Source organism: Rhizobium moroccans, from assembly GCF_057559155.1.
Genome location: NZ_JBHFJG010000002.1, coordinates 113728 through 134522, shown reverse-complemented (window position 1 = coordinate 134522; position 20795 = coordinate 113728). Strand labels below are relative to the sequence as shown.

Here is a 20795-nt window from a genome sequence, read left to right as displayed (position 1 = left end):
ATCACCATGACACGACGTGTCATCGCGGTGGACCCCCGTTACCTCTTATCGTCCGCTGATCGCACGGATTGGCTTCACCAGGGCACCGACAAAGGCGGCGCACAGAACGAGGCGCTTGCCTATGTCTGCTACACCGGCGGTGATAAATGTGGCAATGCGAGCGAAGCGGTCGTATCCATACGCTCCTCGAAAGCACGCTCAACGCCTTAGGTTGCGACATCCAGGTAGTGCGGGAAATACCGCAGTGGATGGAATGCGATCGTCCGTCGTCTTCGATCAGGTGGGGCGGCTTGTGTTCTCATGGTTAATGGCCCCTTCACCAAAGATGGTGAGATTTCGCACTCCTGAGCCAAAATGAAGTAGAGGCACTGCATCTCAGATGTAAATTGGGGTTTGGGGTAAGCTCATGACGGAGCTTGGGGAAGACTGGCTTGTGCGCGCGATCTTGGCGGTGCACAGCTACCGGCAGATGTATGCTCTGGCCTGCGAAATCGTGGGTAATACGGAAAACGAAGCCGTCAGAGATGCGGCGGACAAGGTCGTCGCTCGGCTCAAGCCGGTCGTTGACCTACCCGTCGCGGACGGCGCGGAATTGTCCATCGCATTGCGGGCGTTCCTGAAGCTAATCGCTCATCTGCAAGTGAATGGACACGGTGGCGCTAAGCTCGATCAGGACGTGGCCGCCACCTACCTCGATCTGGTAGACCACGCAACCGTTTGATCTCGTCCAAATGGGGGAAGTGTTCATCGCACCACCAGGTGACCGGTCCGACTTCTGGCAAAGCTCTTGTTATTCCACACTGGGCATCCTTCTTCTGCCTGGCTTCCTGCTCTGCGAGGTTCTTGGCCTTCATACACATTTCTTCGCTCATCCCGGGCCACGTTCCGGCCAACTGAGCATCATAGCAATCCTCGGACGCCTTTGCCGTAAGCCTCGGCGTATCTGCAATACCCGTTGCAGCACAAGTGCAGGACCGGCCATTCTCCGTCTAAGCCAGCAAAGTGGTCCGGTGTCTCGGGATTGGTTCGGCGCCACGTGTAGCGGGGATCGGGACCACCCGTCTTAGGCATGATCTTTGCGCTCCAAGCTTGGCCGCCAGCCCCTTGTCATTCCGGTGCTCATCGCTCCTTCAGCGAGAACAAGCTCATGACGCAGGTGACGGCAGTCCTCCAGCAAGGTTTGGACCGCGGCGAGGGCGTCTCCTCCATGGTAGGCAAGAACCTCCTCAAGCGCATTGCGAGCTTCGTCTTTTTCAATTTCATGCTGTTTCGTAGACACGACTTCTCCTTCGCGCCGAAGCGCGTTCTTCTTCTGGGATTTTCAAGGGAGCGCCGCCGCATTGCGGCTCCGATGTTCTAATTATGTTCTCATTCGAGAGTGAGTCAACAGGAGTCTTTTAAAGCGATGCTGATGGACTATTGACCGCGGACGAAAACACCGGCTTCCGCGGCAGCCTTGAGGAAGGCAATCCGGGCATCCTCAGCGGACCGCTCTCCCTCCATCACCGCGAGGCAGACGCGCTGAGCCTCCCAGTATTCGTCACCATCATCGACAGGCCACATCAATAGCAATGCGTGAGCTGCTTCTTCGGCGCTCCATATCGTTCGATATCCGCCGCGATTGTCCTCTTCATATGTGATCGGCCTTTCCCAGTGACCACGTCTCATATGAGCTTCCTCCTGTCTGCCAACGCAGCTCTGATTTGGAGGTTCCGCAATCCTCAGGGTGTTACGGTTATCCACTGCAACCTATCAATTTTGACGGATAGCGACCGAGAGGAAATTGACCTAAGCAATAACGAGAGTTGTCGTAATGAGAAGAGGTTCACATGGAGGTTGTGATTTACGCTTGTCAGATCATTCCAGGTGACGATGAAGAGCTACATTTCGCCGCCACGCTTGAAGAGTGCATGCGGAATGCCTCCGAAATTCTCAAAGACCTTCGGCAGGATCCGGATGTAAGCGCTGACGAGCTTGGCGCAAGGGCCGTCTATGAGTGCACTTTGCGGACGCCGGACACCGCGACCCTCATTGCCATTCTGAACGAGGATTCCGAGGCGATCCGGACCTGTGTTGCCAGCCGAAAACTGGTGACCATCGTCCAGGAGTGAAATCGTTCCTATTCCACCTCACCACTCGCGTCGGTCGCCAGCATGAGGTTATCCGCAAACTCGATCATGCTGTCACAACTCCGCCTCTTCCCTTCAGGCTTTCACTCGTCGTCGGTATAGACCGCCATGCTCCATCGCCCGAAGATCATCGCATAATCGCCGTGGGGTTAACATGCTACAGCCATATTGTGGCCGGATCGTTCCCCATGCTGGCTACGGGTTTACCCGACATGCTGTTGTTCACGCTCTTAGCTGAAAAGGAATGAAGATGATCACTCGCAACTTCCGTCCAGCATCGCTATCCGCACTGATTTTGAGCTTGGTATTTTTCGGCAATCCTGCTTTTGCGCAGGAGGCAAATACACAGAAAGGGCCCGTCCAAGGGCAGACGGGTGGCAATGGCATGCCTGCTGCCGCCGTCACCGATCAGAAAATCGAGGCTTTTGCGGTCGCGTACCTGCAGGTCGACAAGGTGAGGCAGGAATACTCGACCAAGATTGGAGCCACATCGGACGCGGCTACAAAGCAACAGCTCCAGACCGAGGCAAGCAAAAAAATGGTGCAGGTGGTCGAAGGTTCTCCAGACATGTCAGTTGAGGAATACAATGCAATCTTAACCGCCGCGGAAAAAGATCCCGCACTCGTTCAGAGGGTGCAGGATAAGCTTCAAAAAGCCACACCGTCGCAGCAGTAGCACGTTTGCAGTCGTGCTCTAGAAGAGGGCGCTCCCCGGCAACGGGTCGAGCGCCTTCGTGTTTTTCCGGGCGTGTCCGCCTGGAAATCGCATCAAAACTCCCGCCCCGAAGCCCTAAATTTTCTGCACAAGCTTATGAGATGGAACAAAATTGCCCCCTTCGCGTTAGGGGGCGTTTCATAAGATGTAACTCATGGGGCGGTAAGGCTATGAAGGACTTATGGCAGCGAACCTGGGTGGACTACGGGGCACCAGTGCTCATCATGTGTGCAGGGCTGGTCGTAACCTGGATAGTCATTCACGTTTGACCTCGGCGGCAACTTTCTGGTTACACAGCAAGCGATTTTCTGAGCGCATAATGAGCACTGAACGTTGGACACTCTCGATCAGGCACTGGTCACGCCTGCCGAGTTTAGAGGATATGGGTGAGCGGAGCAGTTGAAGTCAGCGGGCTTTATCGGCTTGTCGAGCTTGGCCACGTCTGCATAGAGAAGGTACTTCTCAGGTACGACCGGCAAATCGGGCCCCTGCCGGTCGTATGGTCGCGTATTCATCAGGAGAAAGAGACCACGACCTTGTCCGAACATCTCGGCACAAATTCTGTTCTCCACGGATATGATCCCAGAGCATAGGACCGGCGACATCTCGTTACGCCGGTCCTATGGCCGCGCGGTGCGGGTTGGGAAATGACAGCGCGGCTCCTAAAAACGCCGCAACCGGCGTGAGGTTCCTGCCGCACGTCAGGAATGAAAATAGAGGCTCGAATCGCAACTCGACAATAGACATAGGGCCGGCGCCCCCAGCCTCGCGCCGGCCCTGCGGTCGCGGACGTGTTCGAGCTATCTGCCGCGACGGCTGCTAACGGAATAAGCAAATGCGAGTTCCTACCAAATTTGGATGATGACCTTTCGGGAGAGAGGCTCACGCAGCGCTGTTGACAACGGGTGTGGGATTGTCACGGCGACCAAATTCTGGTGTCGCCAACGGTAGCGTAAGCGTCCGGCGCAGGCCGCGGACGGGTGGGTTCGCGGTCAGCGACGCTTGTTCTGGCTTTTTAGCGAAGGCCGCTTTTCCGAGGGTTCGCCGGCGCGCCAGCTTTGATATCCGCTCTTTGATCGTGGCAACGCTAATGACTTCAGGCTCGAAGCCATACCAGTTCACAACTTCGCATGCTGGGCCTGTCGTGGCTTTGTCATTGCGTTGAGGAGGTTCTTCAAAACCCGGCAAGCCGCCGACATCTTCCGGCGCGCGCGCCGTCGCGATCGATAAGAGCGCCGATCCGAACATTGCGGGCGGCATAGGTCTCGAAGCCTCATCGGGATCGGAAACGGCATAGCGCTTACCGCCGGCATTGGGCGTGTTGCTCTTGAAGTTTCCTCCTCTTTGTTGACCGGCCATATCGTCATCAACACGCTGGGGAACGGCTTCAAGCGGTCTCGACGGTCGTTATCGTCGGAAGGTTATGCATAGGACCGGCAAGTATGGGCCCCTGCCGGCCCTACGGTCGCGGTGGAGGTCGATTGGCATGCAGCCGCGACTTGCCCGAACGTCTCGACACAAGTTCTGTTCCCGGCGGCTGGGCAGGGCCGTCGAGAGGCCCAGTCGTGCAGTGACGTCCTTCCGGGCCTCTCTGCCGCAGACGATTGATCAGCATCGCGGCAGCAGCAATATTGCACAGCCGATTCAGATTGCAACTGGAAGCATAGGGCCGACGACATGCCACGCGCCGGCCCTATGGCCGCGGAGGGGTGTTGGGGACAGACGCCGCGGCCCACAAAAACGACGAAACTGGCATGAGGTTCCCGCCGCACGTTAGGAATAAAAGGAGAGGCTCGTTCCGGCCTGCAATCCACCCGAGCCTCTCTGCCGCAGATGTGGATCGGCATCGCGACGGCGGATTGTTGCGCATGATATGGAGATCGCAATTCGGCAATAAGCATAGGGCCGGCTTCTCCCAACCTTCTGCCGGCCCTACGATCGCGGACGTATTTGGGCTATCTGCCGCGACGGGTGCAAACGGAAATGCGCGACCGCGAGTTCCTACCGCCTTTGGATGATGACATTTTGGAGTGAGAGGCCCGCGCGAGGCTGGTGGGAACGGGCGGACCTCTCCGCCGCGGCGTAGGGGATGGCCACAGCGTTCAGGAAGTAGGGCCGTGGTGCGGCCCAGCACACCAGACATTTGATCTAGCTAGATATGAAAAAGGCCTGATGGCTGCTCTTCCACCAGGCCTCTCTGCTGCGAATTGCAATCGAGGGAGATGGTCGTTCGCAGCGGCACATAGAACACCGTTCGTCCTGAAACGGTTCCCTTCAACATCGGAGAAAAACATCATGACACGACGCATCAACGCCCGTGACCGATGGTTCGGCGTCGGCACAACGATCGGTCCTATCATTCCCGAGATTGTCGATGTGAGCAGCGGCAGCAGCAGGTGCTTTCGAGCGGCGATTGGACACGGATTGCGATCACCGTAGGGAAGCGTCGCCTTGACCCTCTACGGCATCTATCAGATGGTGAGGCGTAATGACTTCTACGCCCGCCGGCTTGCAGACTGTCGCAAAACATCAACAAAATTGTTCAACGTGATAACCCTAGCACGATGGGTGCGGGCGTCCCTGGGTGGTATGTGCGGTTATGACTCGTAGCGCATCACCCGGTTTCCTGTTTCTGCTGATTTCGTTCGGCACCATTCTCGGTATCGCCGGAACTGATCTGGTCCTGCCTGCTGTCCCGACGATGCCGCGCGAACTAGGTGGTACGCCGGCTTTGGCCCAGATGGTGCTCGCAGCTTATGCAGCAGGCACGCTTGCGGGATTGCTGACCTTTGGAGAACTCGGAGCGAGGTATTCTCCCCGTAAGCTTCTGGTCTGGTCGCTAAGCCTATTCGCGATCACTTCTATTCTGTCGGCATTCGCACCGAATCTGGAGGGGCTTGTCGCTTTGCGCTTCGTGCAAGGCGCATTCGGCTCTGGCCCGGCGGTATTCGCGCCCGGTTTCATCCAAGGCCTCTATACTGGTGACAAAGCCGCTGGAATGTTCGGAAGACTTGGGTCGATCGAGTCCCTGACACCCGCACTTGCCCCTTTAGCTGGGGCATTTCTACTCCAAGTGGGTGGATGGGAGACTTCTTTCCTCGTCCTTGGTGGTTGTGCGGTCGTCTGCGCGATTGCCAGCAAGACCTACGGCCATTCACTTCCGGATCGGCAGGACGCTCTTGAAGTCCACCAGAGCTATTTTTCGATCGTGCGAAAGGTTGATTTCCTTCGGCACGCTTTAAGTCAGGCCTTTTCCTTGGCGGGAATCCTTATCTTTGTCTTTGGCGCACCGGCGGTGATGACAGGGAATTTGGGTGGAGGTATCCGAGATTTCATTCTTCTCCAGAGTTGCGGCATTGCCAATTTCATCCTGGCATCGAACCTATCAAACATGCTTGCCCGGACATTCGGCATCGAGCGCATGATTGTCATCGGCACAGCCGGCCTGCTCCTGGGATTCCTGCTGATCCTTGCCTACGTTGGAAGTGGCGGAGAAAGCCTCATCGTACTCGTGCCCCTGTGGGTTGTGACGAACGGCGCATTTGGAATCCGCGGTCCGATCGGTTTCCACCAGGCGATCATTGCCTCGAAGGGCGATCATTCTCGCGGTGCCGCATTGGTTGTGGCGGCGATCCTTGGGGTCACCGCTGCAGGTACGGCTGGCGCAGCTCCCTTCCTCGTTATGGGGTGGTGGCCGCTCGCTTTGACAAGCTGCCTGACTGCGCTGTTTGCGCTCATATGTCTGACGCTCATTCCGAAAAGCAACGGTGGGCCCTGAGAGGCAACCCAGCTTTCGAACCAGTTCATGAACCGCACCTTGACCAGCTACGAGGCGCCACGGGCGGCCATATCCAGGGCTTCGTCAAGTGCTTTGCGTCCGGTTCCCGCAAGCCAGGCGTGGAAAGAGAGGAGTTCTGGATTGATTTCGCGCATCGCATTCAGATCTACACGTTCTGCCAGTGGGCCATCTTCCAGGCTCTTGGCCATGTGCGCCAAGTCCGCATTGGCTGCGAGAACCTCATCTGGAAAACGGGCATAAGCGATTGGGCGGCCGGCGACTTCGCTGAAAATGGCTCCCAGTTCATGGCCCGTAACCCTGTCGCTCGCGATCTTTAAAGTTACTCCGCCGAACCGGGCCGCGTCGGCGAAGATTGACGCAACGAACTTCCCGATATCCTCCACGGCAGTGAGCTGGATCGAATGATCTGGTCTGATAAGAGAGAACAACCGCCCTTCGTCCAATCTGAACCCGGGTCGCACGAGCATTTCCATGAAGATCATCGGTCTGACGATGGTTGCTGTGACAGGCAATTGGCGGATGTATGCCTCAATGCGAGGTTTGGCGTCGAAACGCGCCACACCTGTCAGCTCATCCCCGACGCTGGCACCCGAGGAATAGATGAGATGAGCGACGCCGCTTTCGACGGCTAGGTCCGCGATCGAAGTCCCATAGCGTTCTTCTTCCTCTGCCGTCAGATTACCCGGCAGCACGCTGAAAACGCCGTAAGTATCTTTCATCGCTGCGCGGATCGCATCGGTGTCCTCGAACGATCCGCGCACCAGTTCGACGCCTGCGTGCCGTAAGGCAATCGACGCTGGTTTCGTGGGATCCAATACAAATGCGCGAACTGGCCATTGTGCTTTCAGCAAGGCTTTAGCGACCGATCCGCCCTGTCGCCCGGTGGCGCCGAAAACCAGGATTGGATGTTTATCATCGGACATTGAAAACCCTCGTGTTGAACCAGGGGTAACCATATATACCAATGGAAAGTCGGCGGAAGGCGGCACATTTTGCAGCATCAGGCACAAGGATGATACGCATGGACAATTCCATCCAGGTCGGCTCACAGCAGGGACAGGCGGACAACCCGCAATTTAGACCAATTCCATCAAACGGGATTTGCACACGGCTAGGCGATAAATGGACTGTTCATGTTGTGTGGCGCCTCTCCCTCGCAAATGAGCGCCGGCTCCGTTTTTCGGCGCTCAAAAAGGAAATCGATGGGGTTACGCAGCGAATGCTGACGCTGACACTACGCAATCTGGAGCGCGACGGTTTGGTCATACGTCATTATTTCCCCGAAGTGCCCCCACGGGTTGAATATGAATTGACAGAAATGGGAGCCGGCATGCTGCGCGCCCTCGAAGGGCTTAATTACTGGGTCCGGCACAACTTGCCTGCCGTTGAGGAACATCGTCGTATCTTCGACGAAGCCAAGCAGTAATTCGCGCTGTAACCGCTCTTTCCATGACGATGTTTGGCACCTGCCAATCACACGGTGAATGCGGCTCCGATGAGTGCCTTGGTATAGGGTGCGCCCGGACTTTCGAATACCGCCTCGGTCGCGCCCTCTTCAACGATCTTGCCGCTCTTCATAACGATCACGTAGTCGGAAAGAGCCTTCACCACTGACAGATCATGGCTGATGAAGATGTAGGAGAGCCCATGGTTTTCCTGCAGTTGCCGCAGAAGGTCGATCACCTGACCTTGTACAGAACGGTCGAGTGCAGAGGTCGGCTCGTCGAGGATGACCACTTGTGGTTTGAGGATCATCGCACGTGCGATGGCGATGCGCTGCCGTTGGCCACCCGAGAACTCATGAGGATAGCGGTTGCGCGTACGAGGATCGAGGCCAACCTCTTCCAGGGCAGCTATTGCTCGCAGATCGCGCTCAGCCTTTGTCAAACCCGGGTCGTGTACCAAAAGACCTTCGGTGATGATCTCACCGACTGTCTGACGTGGCGACAGAGAGCCATAGGGGTCCTGAAAAACGAGCTGCATTTGCCTGCGTAGTGGCCGCATCTGTTTTCTGTCATATCGTGAGATGTCGACAGTGCCGAAGCGATAATGGCCGCCACTATGGATCAAGCGCAGGAGTGCGCGACCGAGCGTCGACTTCCCCGATCCGGATTCTCCGACAATGCCGATCGTCTGACCTTCTCGCAATCTCACGTTCACATTGTCGACCGCGCGGAAATGCTTCCGTCCTTTCGAGAACAAGCCGCCGATCTCGAAGTCGACGCAGACTTTGCGTCCTTCGAGAATGATTGGTGCGCTATCTTGAGGAGGCGGTTTATGGCCATGCGGTTCAGCATCGAGCAACATTTTCGTATAATCCGACGAGGGACGTTCGAAGATGTCCGCAGTCTGTCCCTTTTCGACCAGTTCACCCCGGCGCATGACCGCAACCCGCGTGGCGAAGTGCCTGACAATACCAAGATCGTGAGTGATCAGTACGATCGCCATGCCGAAACGCTGCTGGAGTTGGCGAAGCAGCGAAAGTATCTGCGCCTGGATGGTGACATCCAGTGCAGTAGTCGGCTCGTCGGCGATCAATATGTCCGGCTCGTTTGCGAGCGCCATGGCGATCATGACGCGCTGGCGCTGACCGCCCGAAAGCTCATGCGGGTAGCTGTCGATCCGCCGAGCAGGCTCGGGGATTCCCACCAGTTCAAGGAGTTCCAGTACTCGTTTGCGGGCTTCCTTGTAACTGCCCCCGCGGTGGTGGACGATCGGCTCCGCGATTTGCCGTCCGATGGTATAAAGCGGATCGAGTGATGTCATTGGTTCCTGGAAGATCATCGTGATCTTCGAGCCGCGGACCTGGTTCAGCTCCTTGAGCGGAAGTCCGATAAGCTCCTTGCCGCGGTATTTCGCCGATCCCGTCACCGTCCCGTTCTTTGCCAAGAGGCCCATAATGGCCATCATCGTCTGGCTCTTGCCGGACCCGGACTCGCCAACGACCGCAAGCGTTTCTCCGGCGCGAACCTCAAGATCGATGCCCTTTACGGCATTCACGGTTCCGTCTGGCGTCGTGAAGCTCACTTTTAAGCTCTTGACGTCAAGAATGGTTGACTTGGCATCTTCCATGTTACCGGTCCTTGGGATCGAGAGCGTCACGCAGGCCGTCGCCGATGAAGTTCAGCGAAAAGAGCGTTGCGACGAAGAAGATTGAGGGGAAAATGAGGAGCCAAGGCGCGGACTGGATGTTATTCGCGCCTTCCGAGATAAGCGCTCCCCAACTGGTCAGTGGAGCCTGTACGCCGAGGCCGAGGAACGACAGAAAACTCTCAAGCAGAATGACTTTCGGCACCACCACCGTCACGAAGACGATAACCGGACCGATCGTATTGGGAATGATATGACGACGGATAATCTGCCAGTCATTCAACCCGAGCGCCTGTGCGGCTCCGACGAACTCGCGGCGCTTTAATGCGAGTGTCTGGCCACGGACGATGCGTGCCATGTCGAGCCATTCGACCGCGCCGATCACAAGGAAGATCAGGATGAAGCTGCGGCCGAAGAAGACGACGAGCACCACGACCAGGAATACGAATGGGAGCGAATATAGGATCTCCACCAGCCGCATCATGACATTGTCGACGCGGCCGCCGAGATATCCTGAAGTGGCGCCATAGATCACTCCGATGCCGAGAGAGACGAGACTTGCCAGCAAGCCAACCGCTATCGAAATCTGTCCCCCCAGCATCACCCGCGCAACAAGGTCGCGGCCATTGGGATCGGTGCCAAACAGGAAATATTCCCTGTTTACTTGTCCGGTGAGTTTTAGAACACGTCCGTCGTTTTCCGAGCTGACCACCTGCGTGTCACGGAATTCGTTCGCCCGATCGAAATAACGGGTCGTTCGCGGGTCGATCGGATCATCGGCGCTGACGGTCGCCGTGAATGTCTGTCCCTCGACGTCGAAACTGTCGAGTTTCACACGCGCTCGGGTCGCAACGCCTTCCATTGCGTTCTGAAGCGACGCCTCGTCGGGCCTCGCTTCGAGGCTCGGAGGGACCGCTACATAGGACGTAAACACCTGGTCATAGTTGTGCGGGACGAACAAGGGACCCAGGAAGGAGAATGCCGCGATAAACAGCATCATGAAACATCCGGCCATCGCCGCCTTGTTTCGCCGAAAACGGATCATGGCGAGCTGGAAGAGGCTGCGGCTTGGCGTGCCTGACGTCTCGGATTGGAGTGGCGTGATGGCTTCAGTCATGGCGGACCCTCGGATCGAGAAGGCCGTAGAGAAGATCGACCAGCAGATTGAAGACGATGACGAAAATCGCGATGAGGACCACGGTGCCCATCACAAGCGTATAGTCCCGATTGAGCGCACCGAGCACGAAGTACCTCCCCACGCCGGGAATGGTGAAAATTGTCTCCACGACCGCCGAGCCCGTCATCAGCGCTGCGGCACAAGGGGCCAGGTACGATATGACTGGGAGAAGAGCCCCCCGCATCGCATGCGTAATCACCACCACCCGGGAGGGTAGCCCGTAGGCACGTGCCGTGCGGATGTGGTCGCCATGAAGAGCCTCGATCATCGAGCCACGTGTCAAACGTGCAAAGACAGCCAATTGCGGTAGCGCCAGCGCGATCATGGGAAGAATCAGGAACGAGAGCGACCCATCGCCCCAACCGCCTGCCGGCAGAAGCGATAGCCCGATGGCGAACACCAGGGTCAAGACGGGGCCAACCACGAAGTTCGGGATCGTGGTTCCCACTGTCGCCAGCGACATGATGGAGAAATCAAGCAGGCTGTTTTGCCGAAGGGCAGCTACCGTGCCCGTCAGGACGCCGCCGATCAGTGCCAGGAGCAGCGCGTAAAAGCCGAGTTCGACCGAATAGGGAAGACCCTTGCCGATCAGTTCGGCGACGGTGTTGTCCTTGTATATGTAACTGGGGCCGAAATCGCCTTTCACGGCATTGGAGATATAGGTGACGTATTGGCGCCAGAGCGGCTGGTCGAGCTGATAGGTCCGCATCAGGTTTTCCATCGTAGCGGGAGGCAATGGACGCTCGAGATTGAAAGGACCGCCAGGGGCGAAACGCATCAGAAAAAAGGAAATCGTGACGACGATGAACAGTGTCGGCACGGCGCTCGCCAAGCGGCGCAGAACAAAGGACAGCATACCGGTTCTCCTGCCAAATGGCGCGCCGGAGCGGCGCGCCATTTGCTCCGTCTGATTATTCGGAAACGCTGAGGAAGCGGCTGAGATGCTCGTTTACTGCATTGTCTTGCCAGCCCTTGATCCGGTCGGAAACCAGCCACAGATCAGCCTGCGTGAGAAGCGGTGCGACCGGCTGGTCGCGCATCACGAGCGCTTCGGCCTCGTGGAGAAGCTTCGACCGCTCCGCCTGATCCCGCTCCTCGTAAGACCTTTTCATCAGGTCGTCGAATTCGGGATTTTTGTACTGGCCGTAGTTGAACGTCTCGTTGGTGCTGAGGCTGAGCGCGAGGAAGTTTTCCGCGTCGGCGTAGTCTGCCACCCAGCCAGCGCGAGCGACGTTGAACTTCCCGTCTTCCTGCAGATAGGCGTAGTGAGACGATACATCGAGGTTTACCAGCGAGACGCTGGCACCAAAGGTGTTCTTCCACATGTCCGCAACCGCGGTGGCCACGCGCTCGTGGTTCGGGTTCGTGTTGTAGCGGATCTCGATATTGAGCGGCTTGCCGCCTTCGCCATATCCTGCCTCTTTCATGAGCTCGATCGCCTTGTCCTCACGGTCGAGCTGGGACATTTCCGCGAAATCGGCCTTGGACGGTTCCCCATAGGTCTCCATGCCAGGAGGGACCATCGAATAGGCCGGAATCTGCGAGCCACTATAGATCTCCTTGGCGAGGAAGTCCCGGTCGACGGCCATGGAGAGGGCACGGCGGACGCGGACGTCGCTGTACGGTTCCTGACGGCTGTCGAAGGCGTAGTAGTATGTCGCCAAGGTCGGCGATATATGCACCTGATCGCCGTAAGAGCTGCGGAGACGGTCGATCTGGTCGGCGGAGAAATTGTAGACCAGGTCCATCTCCTTGGCCTCGAACCGGCGCACGGAAGCGGCTTGGTCATCGATCGGGTAGAAGATCACCTTGTCGAGCTTGACGTTGGCGGCGTCCCAGTGATTGGGGTTTTTCTCAACCACCAAGCTGTCGTTCGGCACATGACTTACGAGCTTGAACGCCCCATTGGAAACCATGACACCGGGTTTGACGAAGTCTGCACCATTCTTTTCGACGCTCGCCTTGGAGACGGGAAGGGCCGTCTGATGCGCAAGGAGCTCCAGGAAGAACGGGGTCGGCCGTTCCAAGGTGATTTCGAGGGTCTTGGCGTCGACGGCCCTCACTGCAAGCTCGCTCGTAGCGAGTTCACCCTTGTTGATCTTTTCCGCGTTTTTGATCGGATAGAGGATATTCGCGTAACCCGCAGCCGTTTTCGGATCTTCTATTCGCTGGAAGGAGAACACGAAATCCTCCGCCGTGACGGGTGAACCGTCCGACCAGTTCGCGTTTTCCCGCAGCTTGAAGGTATAGGTTGTCCCGTCTTCAGACACGGTCCAGGATTCAGCGGCTCCCGGTACGATCTTGCCGGTTGCGTCATAGATCGTCAGGCCTTCGTAAAGGTCTTTCAGGATAAATTCTTCGATGTTGATGGACGTATGTGCCTGATCGAGTGTCTGCGGTTCGCCGGCGTTTCCGCGGTGGAGAACTGCCTCTGCAAAGGCTGACGTGGTGCCAAGAAGCACGCTTCCAATCAGGGCCGCCGTTCGGAGGTTCAAGATTCGTGATGACATTTTTTATGCTCCTTCCCAGTTTGTGTTTCATCAAGCCGTGAAGTGAATGTGAGAAAAGCCTCGAATGCAACTCAGTTTGCACCCTTCTTGCTGAGGGGTTTCTCCTTGGGCTTGCCATATCGCGGCATGGTTGTGGCTCATCTGCAAGCAGCTTCGGCAAGAGCCGTCCGCCCAACGCGGGCCGAGACGAAAGATTCGAACGTCCAAACGGCACCTTACGTAATATGTGCAACTGTAAAGAGACCTTTTCATCGCCGCTACTGAAAGAAACATTCGAACTGTCTGATAATGATGTACCTCCCCGCACCTCCACAACGAAATTGCGGATCAAGAGAATTCAATCTCTAGATGAATACGCTCTGTGGATAACTCGGCAGACAAAGATCAGGAAAAACTCCGATAGCGGAGTGACCATGGTGATCTGTCCTTCCGTCGGGCCATTCAACCACGGCCCGGCGCGAGGCCGCCCGGCTGCTGGAAGGAAGCGGATGGCTCCCTGAGGTGCTGCGGCTCCGGTTGACGAGACGCGACCGAGGCCAGCCCTGTGGCTGGTGCGCTGACGTCGAACCTCCGGCCTTCCTGGCGGACGGCACGGATGCCGAAGAGGCATGATCGATCGCGCGGAGGACGACTGCGCGCATCTCGAAGCGGCAGAATAGTCCCTTCAGACCAGCCTCCACCGGAGGCTCGGCCATTGTGTCGGCCTTTCTGATTTCTGAACGTTGGAGCCAAGCACGTCTTGTCGGGAAGAGACGGCTGTGGTCGGCAGGGAGAGGAGAGAGGACCGGAGGGGGGTGAAGCCGGACGATGGAGAGAGGGTTGTCCGGCCTGAACCCTGTCACCTCTCCGGAGATAAAATCGATGCCGACATTCATGATTGCGCGCCAAAGGGCCACCACTGTCCCCCAAGGGCGTCGCCAGGAATTCCTGCCCACTTTGTTCGGTCGCTCGCTCCTGATCGTCGCCGAAAACGCGGTCTACAGCTTCATGGGTCGGCTGAGCCCGCTCGACTATGGCGGCGGCTTCTGGGATTTCTACGAACACGAGGGCAAGCCGCTATTCCTGGCTCCGAAATCCAGATCGCGGTTTGGGATCACCGGCTGGATCACCGGATTTCAAGGGGAGGTGTCCGCCGAGGCCGCAGGCATCATCGCCACGCTGTTCGCCTTCTCCCACCTCTCCTTCCATGATCAGTCCGAACATCTCTCTGAAGGCTACGGCCGTCTCTACGCCTATTCGGCCGACCATCCGGAAGCTGCCGAGATCTTCCAGGCGATCGATTGAGAGCCAATAAGCGCCACTTTCGGGTGGCGCGCCTCAGCATCCCGCCTGCTTGCCACGTCGGACAGACGCCCCGGTGGCAAGCCATCCTCCACTGCACCAGCCCGGTCGTCGCGAAAGCGGTCAGCCGGGCTTCTTCGTTTCAGGCGCTTTCAGCATGATTACCATGATTTCCAGCCCGCGGCCGGTCTCGTCCGGTATCACGGAAGTGGCGGGATATCGCTCTCGGCCACCCTCCAGACCCAAGGCGCAATCTCCGGTCTCATGTCGATCATATCGGTGAGCGCCTGCTCGTAATCATCTCCGGCGCTTGCCGGTACGATGAACATCGCGACGGGGCCGGGTTTCTGTTCCGGCAATGTCACCGACACGATTGGCACATCGCGGGCTAGGTTGAAACGCAGGCCCTTGACGCTCTTTCGCTTGAAATGGCTGAGCTTCTCCAGCAGCCGCAGCTCGTGGATGTCCTCGAATGGCAGCCAATGCTCATTAACCACCATCAGGGCAACCTCTTCGGCAGACGCGATGCCGGCGGTCGAGACGCCGAAGGTCGCGATGATGATCAGATGGAGCGCCTCGCTTAAGCGCCAGAGTTCCAGTTCGGTCTCATAGCGTGCTGCGAGACGCCCCCATGCGCCATCTTCGATCATCAGCGGGAAGGGCAGGTGCCGTACGACAATCTTGTGACCCTCGCGGGCGGCGGAAAACTCCTTCACCTCGGCCACGATCATCATGAGTTTTCGCGGGCCCGAACCAGTCGCCTGTATACTCTTGAGCGCGGTGGCACGCCGGACAGCAATCCCGTCCTTGTCGTCTGGATGAAACACCTCGGGAACGAAGAGCACATCGCTCAGCGAACCGCCCCTTGCGGTCATTTGCGAGGCCGAGGCTCGTGCGCACCCGGCCCCAGCCGCGCCGGCCCGCCCACCTCGAGCGCCATTCCGTCAGTTCGCCGGCCTCCCAGAGATAATGCAGCATCGCCCTGAGCGACAGTTTCCTGACCTCGCCGCGGATGCCCGGCTCCTCTTTTTCAGCCGATGCGTCCGGCGTCGTTCGTGGCCCGCGTTTTGTCAGGGAAAAATCCAGTTTCAGGTCTGCCTTGCCGCTGGCATCGATCTGGATCGCATTGCCGATCAGCGGACCGAGGCCGGAAAGCTCGTAGGGAGGCTCATAGGAGAGGCACGCAGGATCGTGATCGCGCCCAGAAAGTGGCATGCGCTTGATGAGATACTGATCCTCCAGGCGCGCTATATACATCGCAACCGGGGGCTCCTTGCACATGCACATCGGGCGGAGCCTTTGCTCATAGGCGTGCGGAAGCAGTAGCCGAAACTCGGGCGAGGATTCGTCCACTGTCTGATCGCCGATCATGAAGTTTCGCACCTTGGCTCTCCTCTTGCTCCGGCCGAAGGTACACGCGCAACGCCCATTTTACTATCAAAAAACAGATAGTAAAATACTGTAATATCGCGATTTGCACTCTTGGGGCTCTGATCGCGCCGGTCGCGGGGACCGCCGTCAGCGCGCGGCGGGGAACGCAGCTTGGCTGCGGTTCCGCGTTCCCTTTTCGGCGCGGCTGATCAGAATCGGCGCCTCGCCCGCGCCGGGAACTTAGGCAACACTCCAGTCGGCAGTCGACATTTTGGTAGGCTCAATGAGCTGGCTTTCGTCGACGATCTGTCAACCTCCCGAGCCGCTTTCATTCCGTGGGTGGACGGATGGCCCTCAACAGCTTTCAATTTTTTACTTGCTCAGCTACGCCTTTGGGGCAATATTGCCGCCGCAACCGGACCCGCACAGCGGGTGGCTCCTCCGAGCGCCATCCCTCGGTAACCAGCTGCTTCCTTGCTGGTCTTCACAGATACTCCGCAGCGAATATTCCGATTGGACCTCCCAATGACAGTGATGGCGTGATCCCGAACTTGCACTGCAAGCGCTTTTCGATCCGCCATATTGATGGTCAGAGCGTCGATGACGTTCCGCGGCGTTCTCCTCAATCGCTCACCGCTTCTGCAAGCATCCCGCCGCCACTAGTCCTGCTCGACGCAGTCTCTCGGTACATCGAGATTAGTAGGCTGCTGGGCAGCATCAATCTGAAGTCAGGTCCCGAAAAGGATCGAGCGCCTAACATCGGGTCGAGGCATGGATAGGTCGGAATTTCCATGCTCCCCATCGCGGATCCGCACGGTCTCTGAGGCTCGCAGCAATGGCGTGATCAGGATCATGACCGCGACTGACAGAAATTATGTGGAAATGACCGGGGTTCTGATAGCGTCCATTTCGAGACAACCACATGGTCAGCCCGTAGAAATGATTGTGCTCAGCAACGGACTAACCGGGTACGACAAGCGGAGGCTTCATGCTTGTCAGCGCGGGCGGAGCATTCTGCGTATAGTGGAGCTGGATGAAGAAAAAGCAGAACTACTGTCTGATTTGAGGACCGCACGTCATTTGACTGCAAGCGCCTATGCCCGGATCATGATTCCTGATCTCCTGCCCAACATTGAGGGGCGCGTGTTGTATCTAGATTGCGATATCGTCGTGAATGCTCCCCTTGATGAGCTTTTTACTCTTGATCTAAAGGGGCGTCCTGCTGCGCTTGTTCGCAATGCGGCATCTCCTGAACGACTTGCACAATTGAACACCGCGCTCGGCCACCCAATTGATGAGCCCTACTTCAATTCCGGTGTGCTGCTGATCGATCTCGGCGAGTGGCGCCGCCAAGAACTCACGTCAAAATGTATGGCCTTCGCTCTTGACTGGGAAGACCCAGCCAAAGATCACGACCAAGCAGTTCTTAATCATGTACTGCGGGGAAACTGGCTCGAACTGGACGTGAAATGGAACCAAAACCCCAGGAAAGTGAGCGTTGAAGAAGCAGCATATCTTCCGGTGCAACACTTCTGGGGCAAGGCGAAGCCGACCCATTGCGAGTATCCGAAAGAGTATCGAGAAGTTTACGATCATTATCGTGCAGGAACGCCTTGGGCCAGCGCGCGATTGCCGGGAAAGCTCGAGCGTAGAATTAGGACGAGATTGTTAAAGGCGGGGGCGGCAATCGATCAGGCGGTCGGAAAACTTAGCTCATTTATCAGAACGTGGCCTTGAAGAGAGGTATCCCTCCAAGCCGAGGGAGGTAGCTCCGATGCCCCGACTTCCAGCAGCGAGGTGTGACCGATCCCTCCGGTGTGATGACCGGTGCGCATCGCATATGGCTCGATCTGGGGCGATGGAAAGGCGGAGGTGAACGATCCCCGCCGCGCGCTTGGCGGGTTGCTCGGGTAGGCTGCGCGCTTCTGTTTTCTCCTCCAAGGCCTCGTGCCGGTCATGGCTGGAAGCGAACGGCTGAAAGCATCTTGTCGCTCGCGCATGTGATACCGGCATGCCGATAGTCTCAGCGCTGACGATCAGTCACGTTGCCGCATTTCGGCTGTCCGATAGTTGCCAGCGACCCTACAGCGACGCCGATGCGGCCGGCGGCATGGCATCGAGGGATTGAGCCGCCGCGCGCAAGCGCTTGGGATTTCTGCCGCTCGTGCTCACCCCGAACTCGGCGACTTTAACGAGGACCTGCGCCGGCTCAGACTCGACCGGCTCACTATGAATCTGAGAGCCTGGATCGCGCCGGAAGACACCCAGGCATTCCTGCCACCTCATGCGGCTGGACGGGACGGTGGGAGAGGGCGCAGCGTGGCAGCGAAGGCCGGTCCGTCCTGGTCGCCGTTCGGGTGGGCGCGCCCGCGGGCCTGCCGAGTGGCGACCCCTACCATACGGCTGTCGGGCCTTCAGCGGGTCGGTCGGGTTTCTTCCCCGCGCCGCCACCTCATTGACGCATCGGCTGTTCCGAAAACCGGTTCCCACTTTTCGGGCCGATGGTGAAGCCGGCGCTCCTCGCGGGCCAAGAAACCCTTCTTCCGCCGCCCGGCGCTCCGCTGGGCCGCGGCGTGAGGCGCCGCGGTTCCGGCTCGCCCGCCGCATGGAAGGGATCGCCGTCAGGCCGCGAGAGGCGCGGTCAAAACCGACGGAGAACATCATGAACCTGACCCTTCCTATCGACGACGCTTGCGAGCCCCACCACGCGTCTTCCCCGACCGACCGCTTCATCTACGAAATGCAGCTCTACGGTCATCGCCGCCTCCAGGACGAGCCCGACCCGCGGCCGCTGCCCGAGGAGCCGGTGGTCCAGTCGGCGCTGACCGTCATCTTCGACGCCATGTTCGAGATGCTCGGCGACACGCGGCTGGAACCTGATCTTGAAGATCTGCTCTGGTCGATGGTCAATCTCTTCCACCGCGCCGGCGAGCGCATTCAGCGCGAGCTCCACCGCAATGAGGATGCCCAGCGCGCCGGACAGAGCGAGCAGGACGGCTCGGAGGTGAAAAGCGTCGAGCTTGAGCGCCTGATCGCCGAGGGCATCACGCTCCTCGAGCGCCGCAATTCCTTCGAGTTCATGCGCGACCATGCCGCCGATCTCTTCGAAGCCCAGACCGGATCCGCTTGGCAGCCGCGGACCGGCTCGAAGGTCAACCACGCCAACATGACCGCGGCGATGATCGACAGCCGCGACTTTCTTTCCGCTCGCCGCCGCGCCGAGACCGAGGTGCTGATCCCGGTCGGCACCAAGATCGCCTTCGGCGGCGGCATTGACTACAACGATCATGAACGGATCTGGGCGAAACTCGATCAGGCCCTCGCAAAGTATTCCGATATGGTGCTGTTGCATGGCGGCTCGTCGAAGGGAGCCGAGCGTATCGCCGCCTGCTGGGCCGAAGCCCGCAAGGTGCCGCAGATCGCTTTCAAGCCGAACTGGACGAAGCACGCCAAGGCGGCACCCTTCTGGCGCAACGACGAGATGCTATCGGTCATGCCGGCGGGCGTCATCATCTTCCCTGGTTCCGGCATTACCGAGAACTTGCGCGACAAGGCCCGCCGCTTCGGCATCAACGTCTGGGAAATCAGGGAAGGCGGCGCGTGAGCGCCGTTTTCTTGCAAATCTGGATATGATGGAATCAACAAAAGGAGTCTGACATGCGGCAGTTTACTACAGGCGATCTCAATAAGCAGGCGGGCGACGTCACGGACGCCGCCGCCCGCGAACCCATCGTTCTCACCAAGCACCGCAAACTCCGTTTCGTGCTGATGAGCTACGCTCCCCGGTTTGACCCGCACCATTCCGGGTACTCCGCAGGATGAAGCTGTTGTCAGCGCCCCCGAGCGACCGGTAACGACGTTGCCGAAAATGATGCGTCCGCGGGACCCGCCATAGCCGGAAGCGCGTATCCGCTCGCCGCGCAGCGGATCATAAAAGAGCCGCAGCAGGCTTCGCGGCGGGACGCTTGCCGAAGAATGAGGTGGGCGGGATGCCTTCGTCGGGCATGCCGGTGCCGCTGAAGATCGGCATTGGGCGGGGACGCAGAGCAACGCAATGGCGCGCCTATGAGCACTGCATGTGGCGGTAAGGGCTGCGTCGAGCAGCGTGATGTGCGTCGCCATCGGTCGCATCCGGCCCATTCCCTTGTTATGTCGACTTGTGGAGGACCGCCTGCTTACTGCGGTCAACCCCTTTGGGGTACAGCCGACAAAATTTCTGGAAAATTCTTTTTTTAGCTTTGCCTGCGGGGACTTTCGTCCCCGAGTTTCGGCAAAAGAATTTTCCAGAAGTTGTGCCGGCCTGACCGCAGCAGGACGGCCCTCTCCATCGCCGCCATCGGGAATGGACCCGATACAACCGAAGGAGAAGTACAATGGCATCCCAAATCGCAACCCTCACCACCAAGGCCGACGGCTCGATGGAAGGCGTCTTCGCAACGCTCAGGGTGAACGCCCCGATCGCCGTCCTGCCGAACACCAACAAGTCCCGCGACGACGCTCCGGACTACCGCATCGTCAACAAGCGCACCGGCTTTGAAATCGGCGCGGGCTGGTACCGGATCTCGCCACGCAGCGGCACGGAATACCTCTCCGTGAAGCTCGAGGCCCCCGAAATCGGCGTCATCTTCGGCAACGTCGCCACAGCCCCCGGCGGAGACGAAAGCAAGAAAGTCATTCTCTGGAACGACCCGAACTGAACAGCAAGCGAGCGGCCCCGAGCAAT

Annotated in this window: 18 protein-coding genes, 3 pseudogenes and 1 other annotated feature; of the genes and pseudogenes, 12 read left to right on the top strand and 9 right to left on the bottom strand. The window is 58.3% G+C overall.

Going from position 1 to position 20795, the window contains the following annotated elements:
- Positions 1–6: 6 nt before the first annotated feature.
- On the top strand, positions 7–210 hold the full coding sequence (locus ACE04I_RS02365) for a hypothetical protein (protein ID WP_487206497.1): 204 nt from the start codon (positions 7–9) through the stop codon (positions 208–210).
- Positions 211–406: 196 nt separating this feature from the next.
- Positions 407–721: a hypothetical protein gene (locus tag ACE04I_RS02360; protein ID WP_137326698.1), complete on the top strand. Its 315-nt coding sequence runs from the start codon at positions 407–409 to the stop codon at positions 719–721.
- A gap of 342 nt (positions 722–1063) precedes the next feature.
- Here ACE04I_RS02360 and ACE04I_RS02355 read toward each other — a convergent pair whose 3' ends face one another.
- Entirely contained in the window at positions 1064–1258 is a 195-nt protein-coding gene (locus ACE04I_RS02355; protein WP_137326703.1) for a hypothetical protein, read from the bottom strand.
- A 158-nt stretch (positions 1259–1416) separates the two neighbouring features.
- Positions 1417–1668 carry a DUF982 domain-containing protein gene (locus tag ACE04I_RS02350; RefSeq protein WP_046793133.1) on the bottom strand — a complete coding sequence of 84 codons (252 nt, stop codon included), beginning with the start codon at positions 1666–1668 and terminating at the stop codon, positions 1417–1419.
- A 161-nt stretch (positions 1669–1829) separates the two neighbouring features.
- Here ACE04I_RS02350 and ACE04I_RS02345 point away from each other — a divergent pair, with 161 nt between their 5' ends.
- On the top strand, positions 1830–2111 hold the full coding sequence (locus ACE04I_RS02345) for a hypothetical protein (RefSeq protein ID WP_046793134.1): 282 nt from the start codon (positions 1830–1832) through the stop codon (positions 2109–2111).
- A 268-nt stretch (positions 2112–2379) separates the two neighbouring features.
- On the top strand, positions 2380–2805 hold the full coding sequence (locus ACE04I_RS02340) for a DUF4168 domain-containing protein (RefSeq protein ID WP_082118298.1): 426 nt from the start codon (positions 2380–2382) through the stop codon (positions 2803–2805).
- Positions 2806–3726: 921 nt separating this feature from the next.
- Here the strand turns inward: ACE04I_RS02340 and ACE04I_RS02335 are convergent.
- Positions 3727–4203: a hypothetical protein gene (locus ACE04I_RS02335; RefSeq protein ID WP_487206496.1), complete on the bottom strand. Its 477-nt coding sequence runs from the start codon at positions 4201–4203 to the stop codon at positions 3727–3729.
- 1240 nt (positions 4204–5443) lie between these two features.
- Here ACE04I_RS02335 and ACE04I_RS02330 point away from each other — a divergent pair.
- Positions 5444–6622, top strand: a complete 1179-nt coding sequence (locus ACE04I_RS02330) for an MFS transporter (protein WP_156176931.1) — start codon at positions 5444–5446, stop codon at positions 6620–6622.
- 47 nt (positions 6623–6669) lie between these two features.
- Here the strand turns inward: ACE04I_RS02330 and ACE04I_RS02325 are convergent, their stop codons facing one another.
- Positions 6670–7566, bottom strand: coding sequence for an NmrA/HSCARG family protein (locus ACE04I_RS02325; protein ID WP_487206495.1), 897 nt, complete (start codon positions 7564–7566; stop codon positions 6670–6672).
- A gap of 98 nt (positions 7567–7664) precedes the next feature.
- On the opposite strand from ACE04I_RS02325, the gene ACE04I_RS02320 reads away from it, so the two are divergent.
- Positions 7665–8069 carry a winged helix-turn-helix transcriptional regulator gene (locus ACE04I_RS02320; protein WP_487206494.1) on the top strand — a complete coding sequence of 135 codons (405 nt, stop codon included), beginning with the start codon at positions 7665–7667 and terminating at the stop codon, positions 8067–8069.
- 47 nt (positions 8070–8116) lie between these two features.
- On the opposite strand, the gene ACE04I_RS02315 is transcribed toward ACE04I_RS02320, so the two are convergent.
- Genes ACE04I_RS02315 through ACE04I_RS02300 form a run of 4 tightly spaced genes read right to left on the bottom strand, consistent with a single transcriptional unit; the run spans position 8117 to position 13420 of the window.
- Complete coding sequence (locus ACE04I_RS02315) at positions 8117–9715, bottom strand: ABC transporter ATP-binding protein (RefSeq protein WP_046793141.1); 1599 nt, start codon at positions 9713–9715, stop codon at positions 8117–8119.
- 1 nt (position 9716) lies between these two features.
- Entirely contained in the window at positions 9717–10850 is a 1134-nt protein-coding gene (locus ACE04I_RS02310) for an ABC transporter permease (RefSeq protein ID WP_046793142.1), read from the bottom strand.
- Complete coding sequence (gene oppB, locus ACE04I_RS02305; protein ID WP_046793143.1) at positions 10843–11766, bottom strand: oligopeptide ABC transporter permease OppB; 924 nt, start codon at positions 11764–11766, stop codon at positions 10843–10845. The genes ACE04I_RS02310 and oppB overlap by 8 nt, the downstream gene beginning before the upstream one ends.
- Positions 11767–11821: 55 nt before the next feature.
- The gene (locus tag ACE04I_RS02300; protein WP_487206493.1) at positions 11822–13420 is read right to left on the bottom strand and encodes a peptide ABC transporter substrate-binding protein; all 1599 of its coding nucleotides are present in this window, start codon (positions 13418–13420) and stop codon (positions 11822–11824) included.
- Between the two features lie 861 nt (positions 13421–14281).
- On the opposite strand from ACE04I_RS02300, the gene ACE04I_RS02295 reads away from it, so the two are divergent.
- A complete protein-coding gene (locus ACE04I_RS02295; protein WP_487206492.1) occupies positions 14282–14704 on the top strand; it encodes an antirestriction protein in 423 nt (140 codons plus the stop codon).
- 197 nt (positions 14705–14901) lie between these two features.
- Here the strand turns inward: ACE04I_RS02295 and ACE04I_RS02290 are convergent.
- A pseudogene (locus ACE04I_RS02290) lies at positions 14902–16084 on the bottom strand (DUF1173 domain-containing protein).
- Positions 16085–16486: 402 nt separating this feature from the next.
- Positions 16487–16537: a sequence feature (sul1 is cis-regulatory element that is thought to sense ions involved in sulfur or methionine metabolism; They are found in Alphaproteobacteria), on the top strand.
- 387 nt (positions 16538–16924) lie between these two features.
- On the opposite strand from ACE04I_RS02290, the gene ACE04I_RS02285 reads away from it, so the two are divergent.
- The 5 genes and pseudogenes from ACE04I_RS02285 to ACE04I_RS02265 all read left to right on the top strand — a co-directional run bounded on the left by ACE04I_RS02285 (position 16925) and on the right by ACE04I_RS02265 (position 20769).
- Entirely contained in the window at positions 16925–17809 is an 885-nt protein-coding gene (locus ACE04I_RS02285; protein ID WP_487206491.1) for a glycosyltransferase family 8 protein, read from the top strand.
- Positions 17810–17871: 62 nt separating this feature from the next.
- Positions 17872–18352: pseudogene (locus ACE04I_RS02280) on the top strand (DUF7146 domain-containing protein); the annotation flags it as partial.
- Positions 18353–18734: 382 nt separating this feature from the next.
- Entirely contained in the window at positions 18735–19676 is a 942-nt protein-coding gene (locus ACE04I_RS02275) for a DUF2493 domain-containing protein (protein WP_487206490.1), read from the top strand.
- Positions 19677–19729: 53 nt separating this feature from the next.
- Positions 19730–19849: pseudogene (locus ACE04I_RS02270) on the top strand (type II toxin-antitoxin system prevent-host-death family antitoxin); the annotation flags it as partial.
- A gap of 596 nt (positions 19850–20445) precedes the next feature.
- Complete coding sequence (locus tag ACE04I_RS02265; protein WP_487206489.1) at positions 20446–20769, top strand: DUF736 domain-containing protein; 324 nt, start codon at positions 20446–20448, stop codon at positions 20767–20769.
- Positions 20770–20795: the final 26 nt, after the last annotated feature.

What these genes read in the sequence shown, in the direction of transcription:
- ACE04I_RS02365 (WP_487206497.1), top strand. Translation starts at nt 7, where the DNA reads ATGACACGACGTGTCATCGCGGTGGACCCCCGTTACCTCTTATCGTCC.
- ACE04I_RS02360 (WP_137326698.1), top strand. Translation starts at nt 407, where the DNA reads ATGACGGAGCTTGGGGAAGACTGGCTTGTGCGCGCGATCTTGGCGGTG.
- ACE04I_RS02350 (WP_046793133.1), bottom strand. Translation starts at nt 1,668, where the DNA reads ATGAGACGTGGTCACTGGGAAAGGCCGATCACATATGAAGAGGACAAT.
- ACE04I_RS02345 (WP_046793134.1), top strand. Translation starts at nt 1,830, where the DNA reads ATGGAGGTTGTGATTTACGCTTGTCAGATCATTCCAGGTGACGATGAA.
- ACE04I_RS02340 (WP_082118298.1), top strand. Translation starts at nt 2,380, where the DNA reads ATGATCACTCGCAACTTCCGTCCAGCATCGCTATCCGCACTGATTTTG.
- ACE04I_RS02335 (WP_487206496.1), bottom strand. Translation starts at nt 4,203, where the DNA reads ATGGCCGGTCAACAAAGAGGAGGAAACTTCAAGAGCAACACGCCCAAT.
- ACE04I_RS02330 (WP_156176931.1), top strand. Translation starts at nt 5,444, where the DNA reads ATGACTCGTAGCGCATCACCCGGTTTCCTGTTTCTGCTGATTTCGTTC.
- ACE04I_RS02325 (WP_487206495.1), bottom strand. Translation starts at nt 7,566, where the DNA reads ATGTCCGATGATAAACATCCAATCCTGGTTTTCGGCGCCACCGGGCGA.
- ACE04I_RS02320 (WP_487206494.1), top strand. Translation starts at nt 7,665, where the DNA reads ATGGACAATTCCATCCAGGTCGGCTCACAGCAGGGACAGGCGGACAAC.
- ACE04I_RS02315 (WP_046793141.1), bottom strand. Translation starts at nt 9,715, where the DNA reads ATGGAAGATGCCAAGTCAACCATTCTTGACGTCAAGAGCTTAAAAGTG.
- ACE04I_RS02310 (WP_046793142.1), bottom strand. Translation starts at nt 10,850, where the DNA reads ATGACTGAAGCCATCACGCCACTCCAATCCGAGACGTCAGGCACGCCA.
- oppB (WP_046793143.1), bottom strand. Translation starts at nt 11,766, where the DNA reads ATGCTGTCCTTTGTTCTGCGCCGCTTGGCGAGCGCCGTGCCGACACTG.
- ACE04I_RS02300 (WP_487206493.1), bottom strand. Translation starts at nt 13,420, where the DNA reads ATGTCATCACGAATCTTGAACCTCCGAACGGCGGCCCTGATTGGAAGC.
- ACE04I_RS02295 (WP_487206492.1), top strand. Translation starts at nt 14,282, where the DNA reads ATGCCGACATTCATGATTGCGCGCCAAAGGGCCACCACTGTCCCCCAA.
- ACE04I_RS02285 (WP_487206491.1), top strand. Translation starts at nt 16,925, where the DNA reads ATGACCGCGACTGACAGAAATTATGTGGAAATGACCGGGGTTCTGATA.
- ACE04I_RS02275 (WP_487206490.1), top strand. Translation starts at nt 18,735, where the DNA reads ATGAACCTGACCCTTCCTATCGACGACGCTTGCGAGCCCCACCACGCG.
- ACE04I_RS02265 (WP_487206489.1), top strand. Translation starts at nt 20,446, where the DNA reads ATGGCATCCCAAATCGCAACCCTCACCACCAAGGCCGACGGCTCGATG.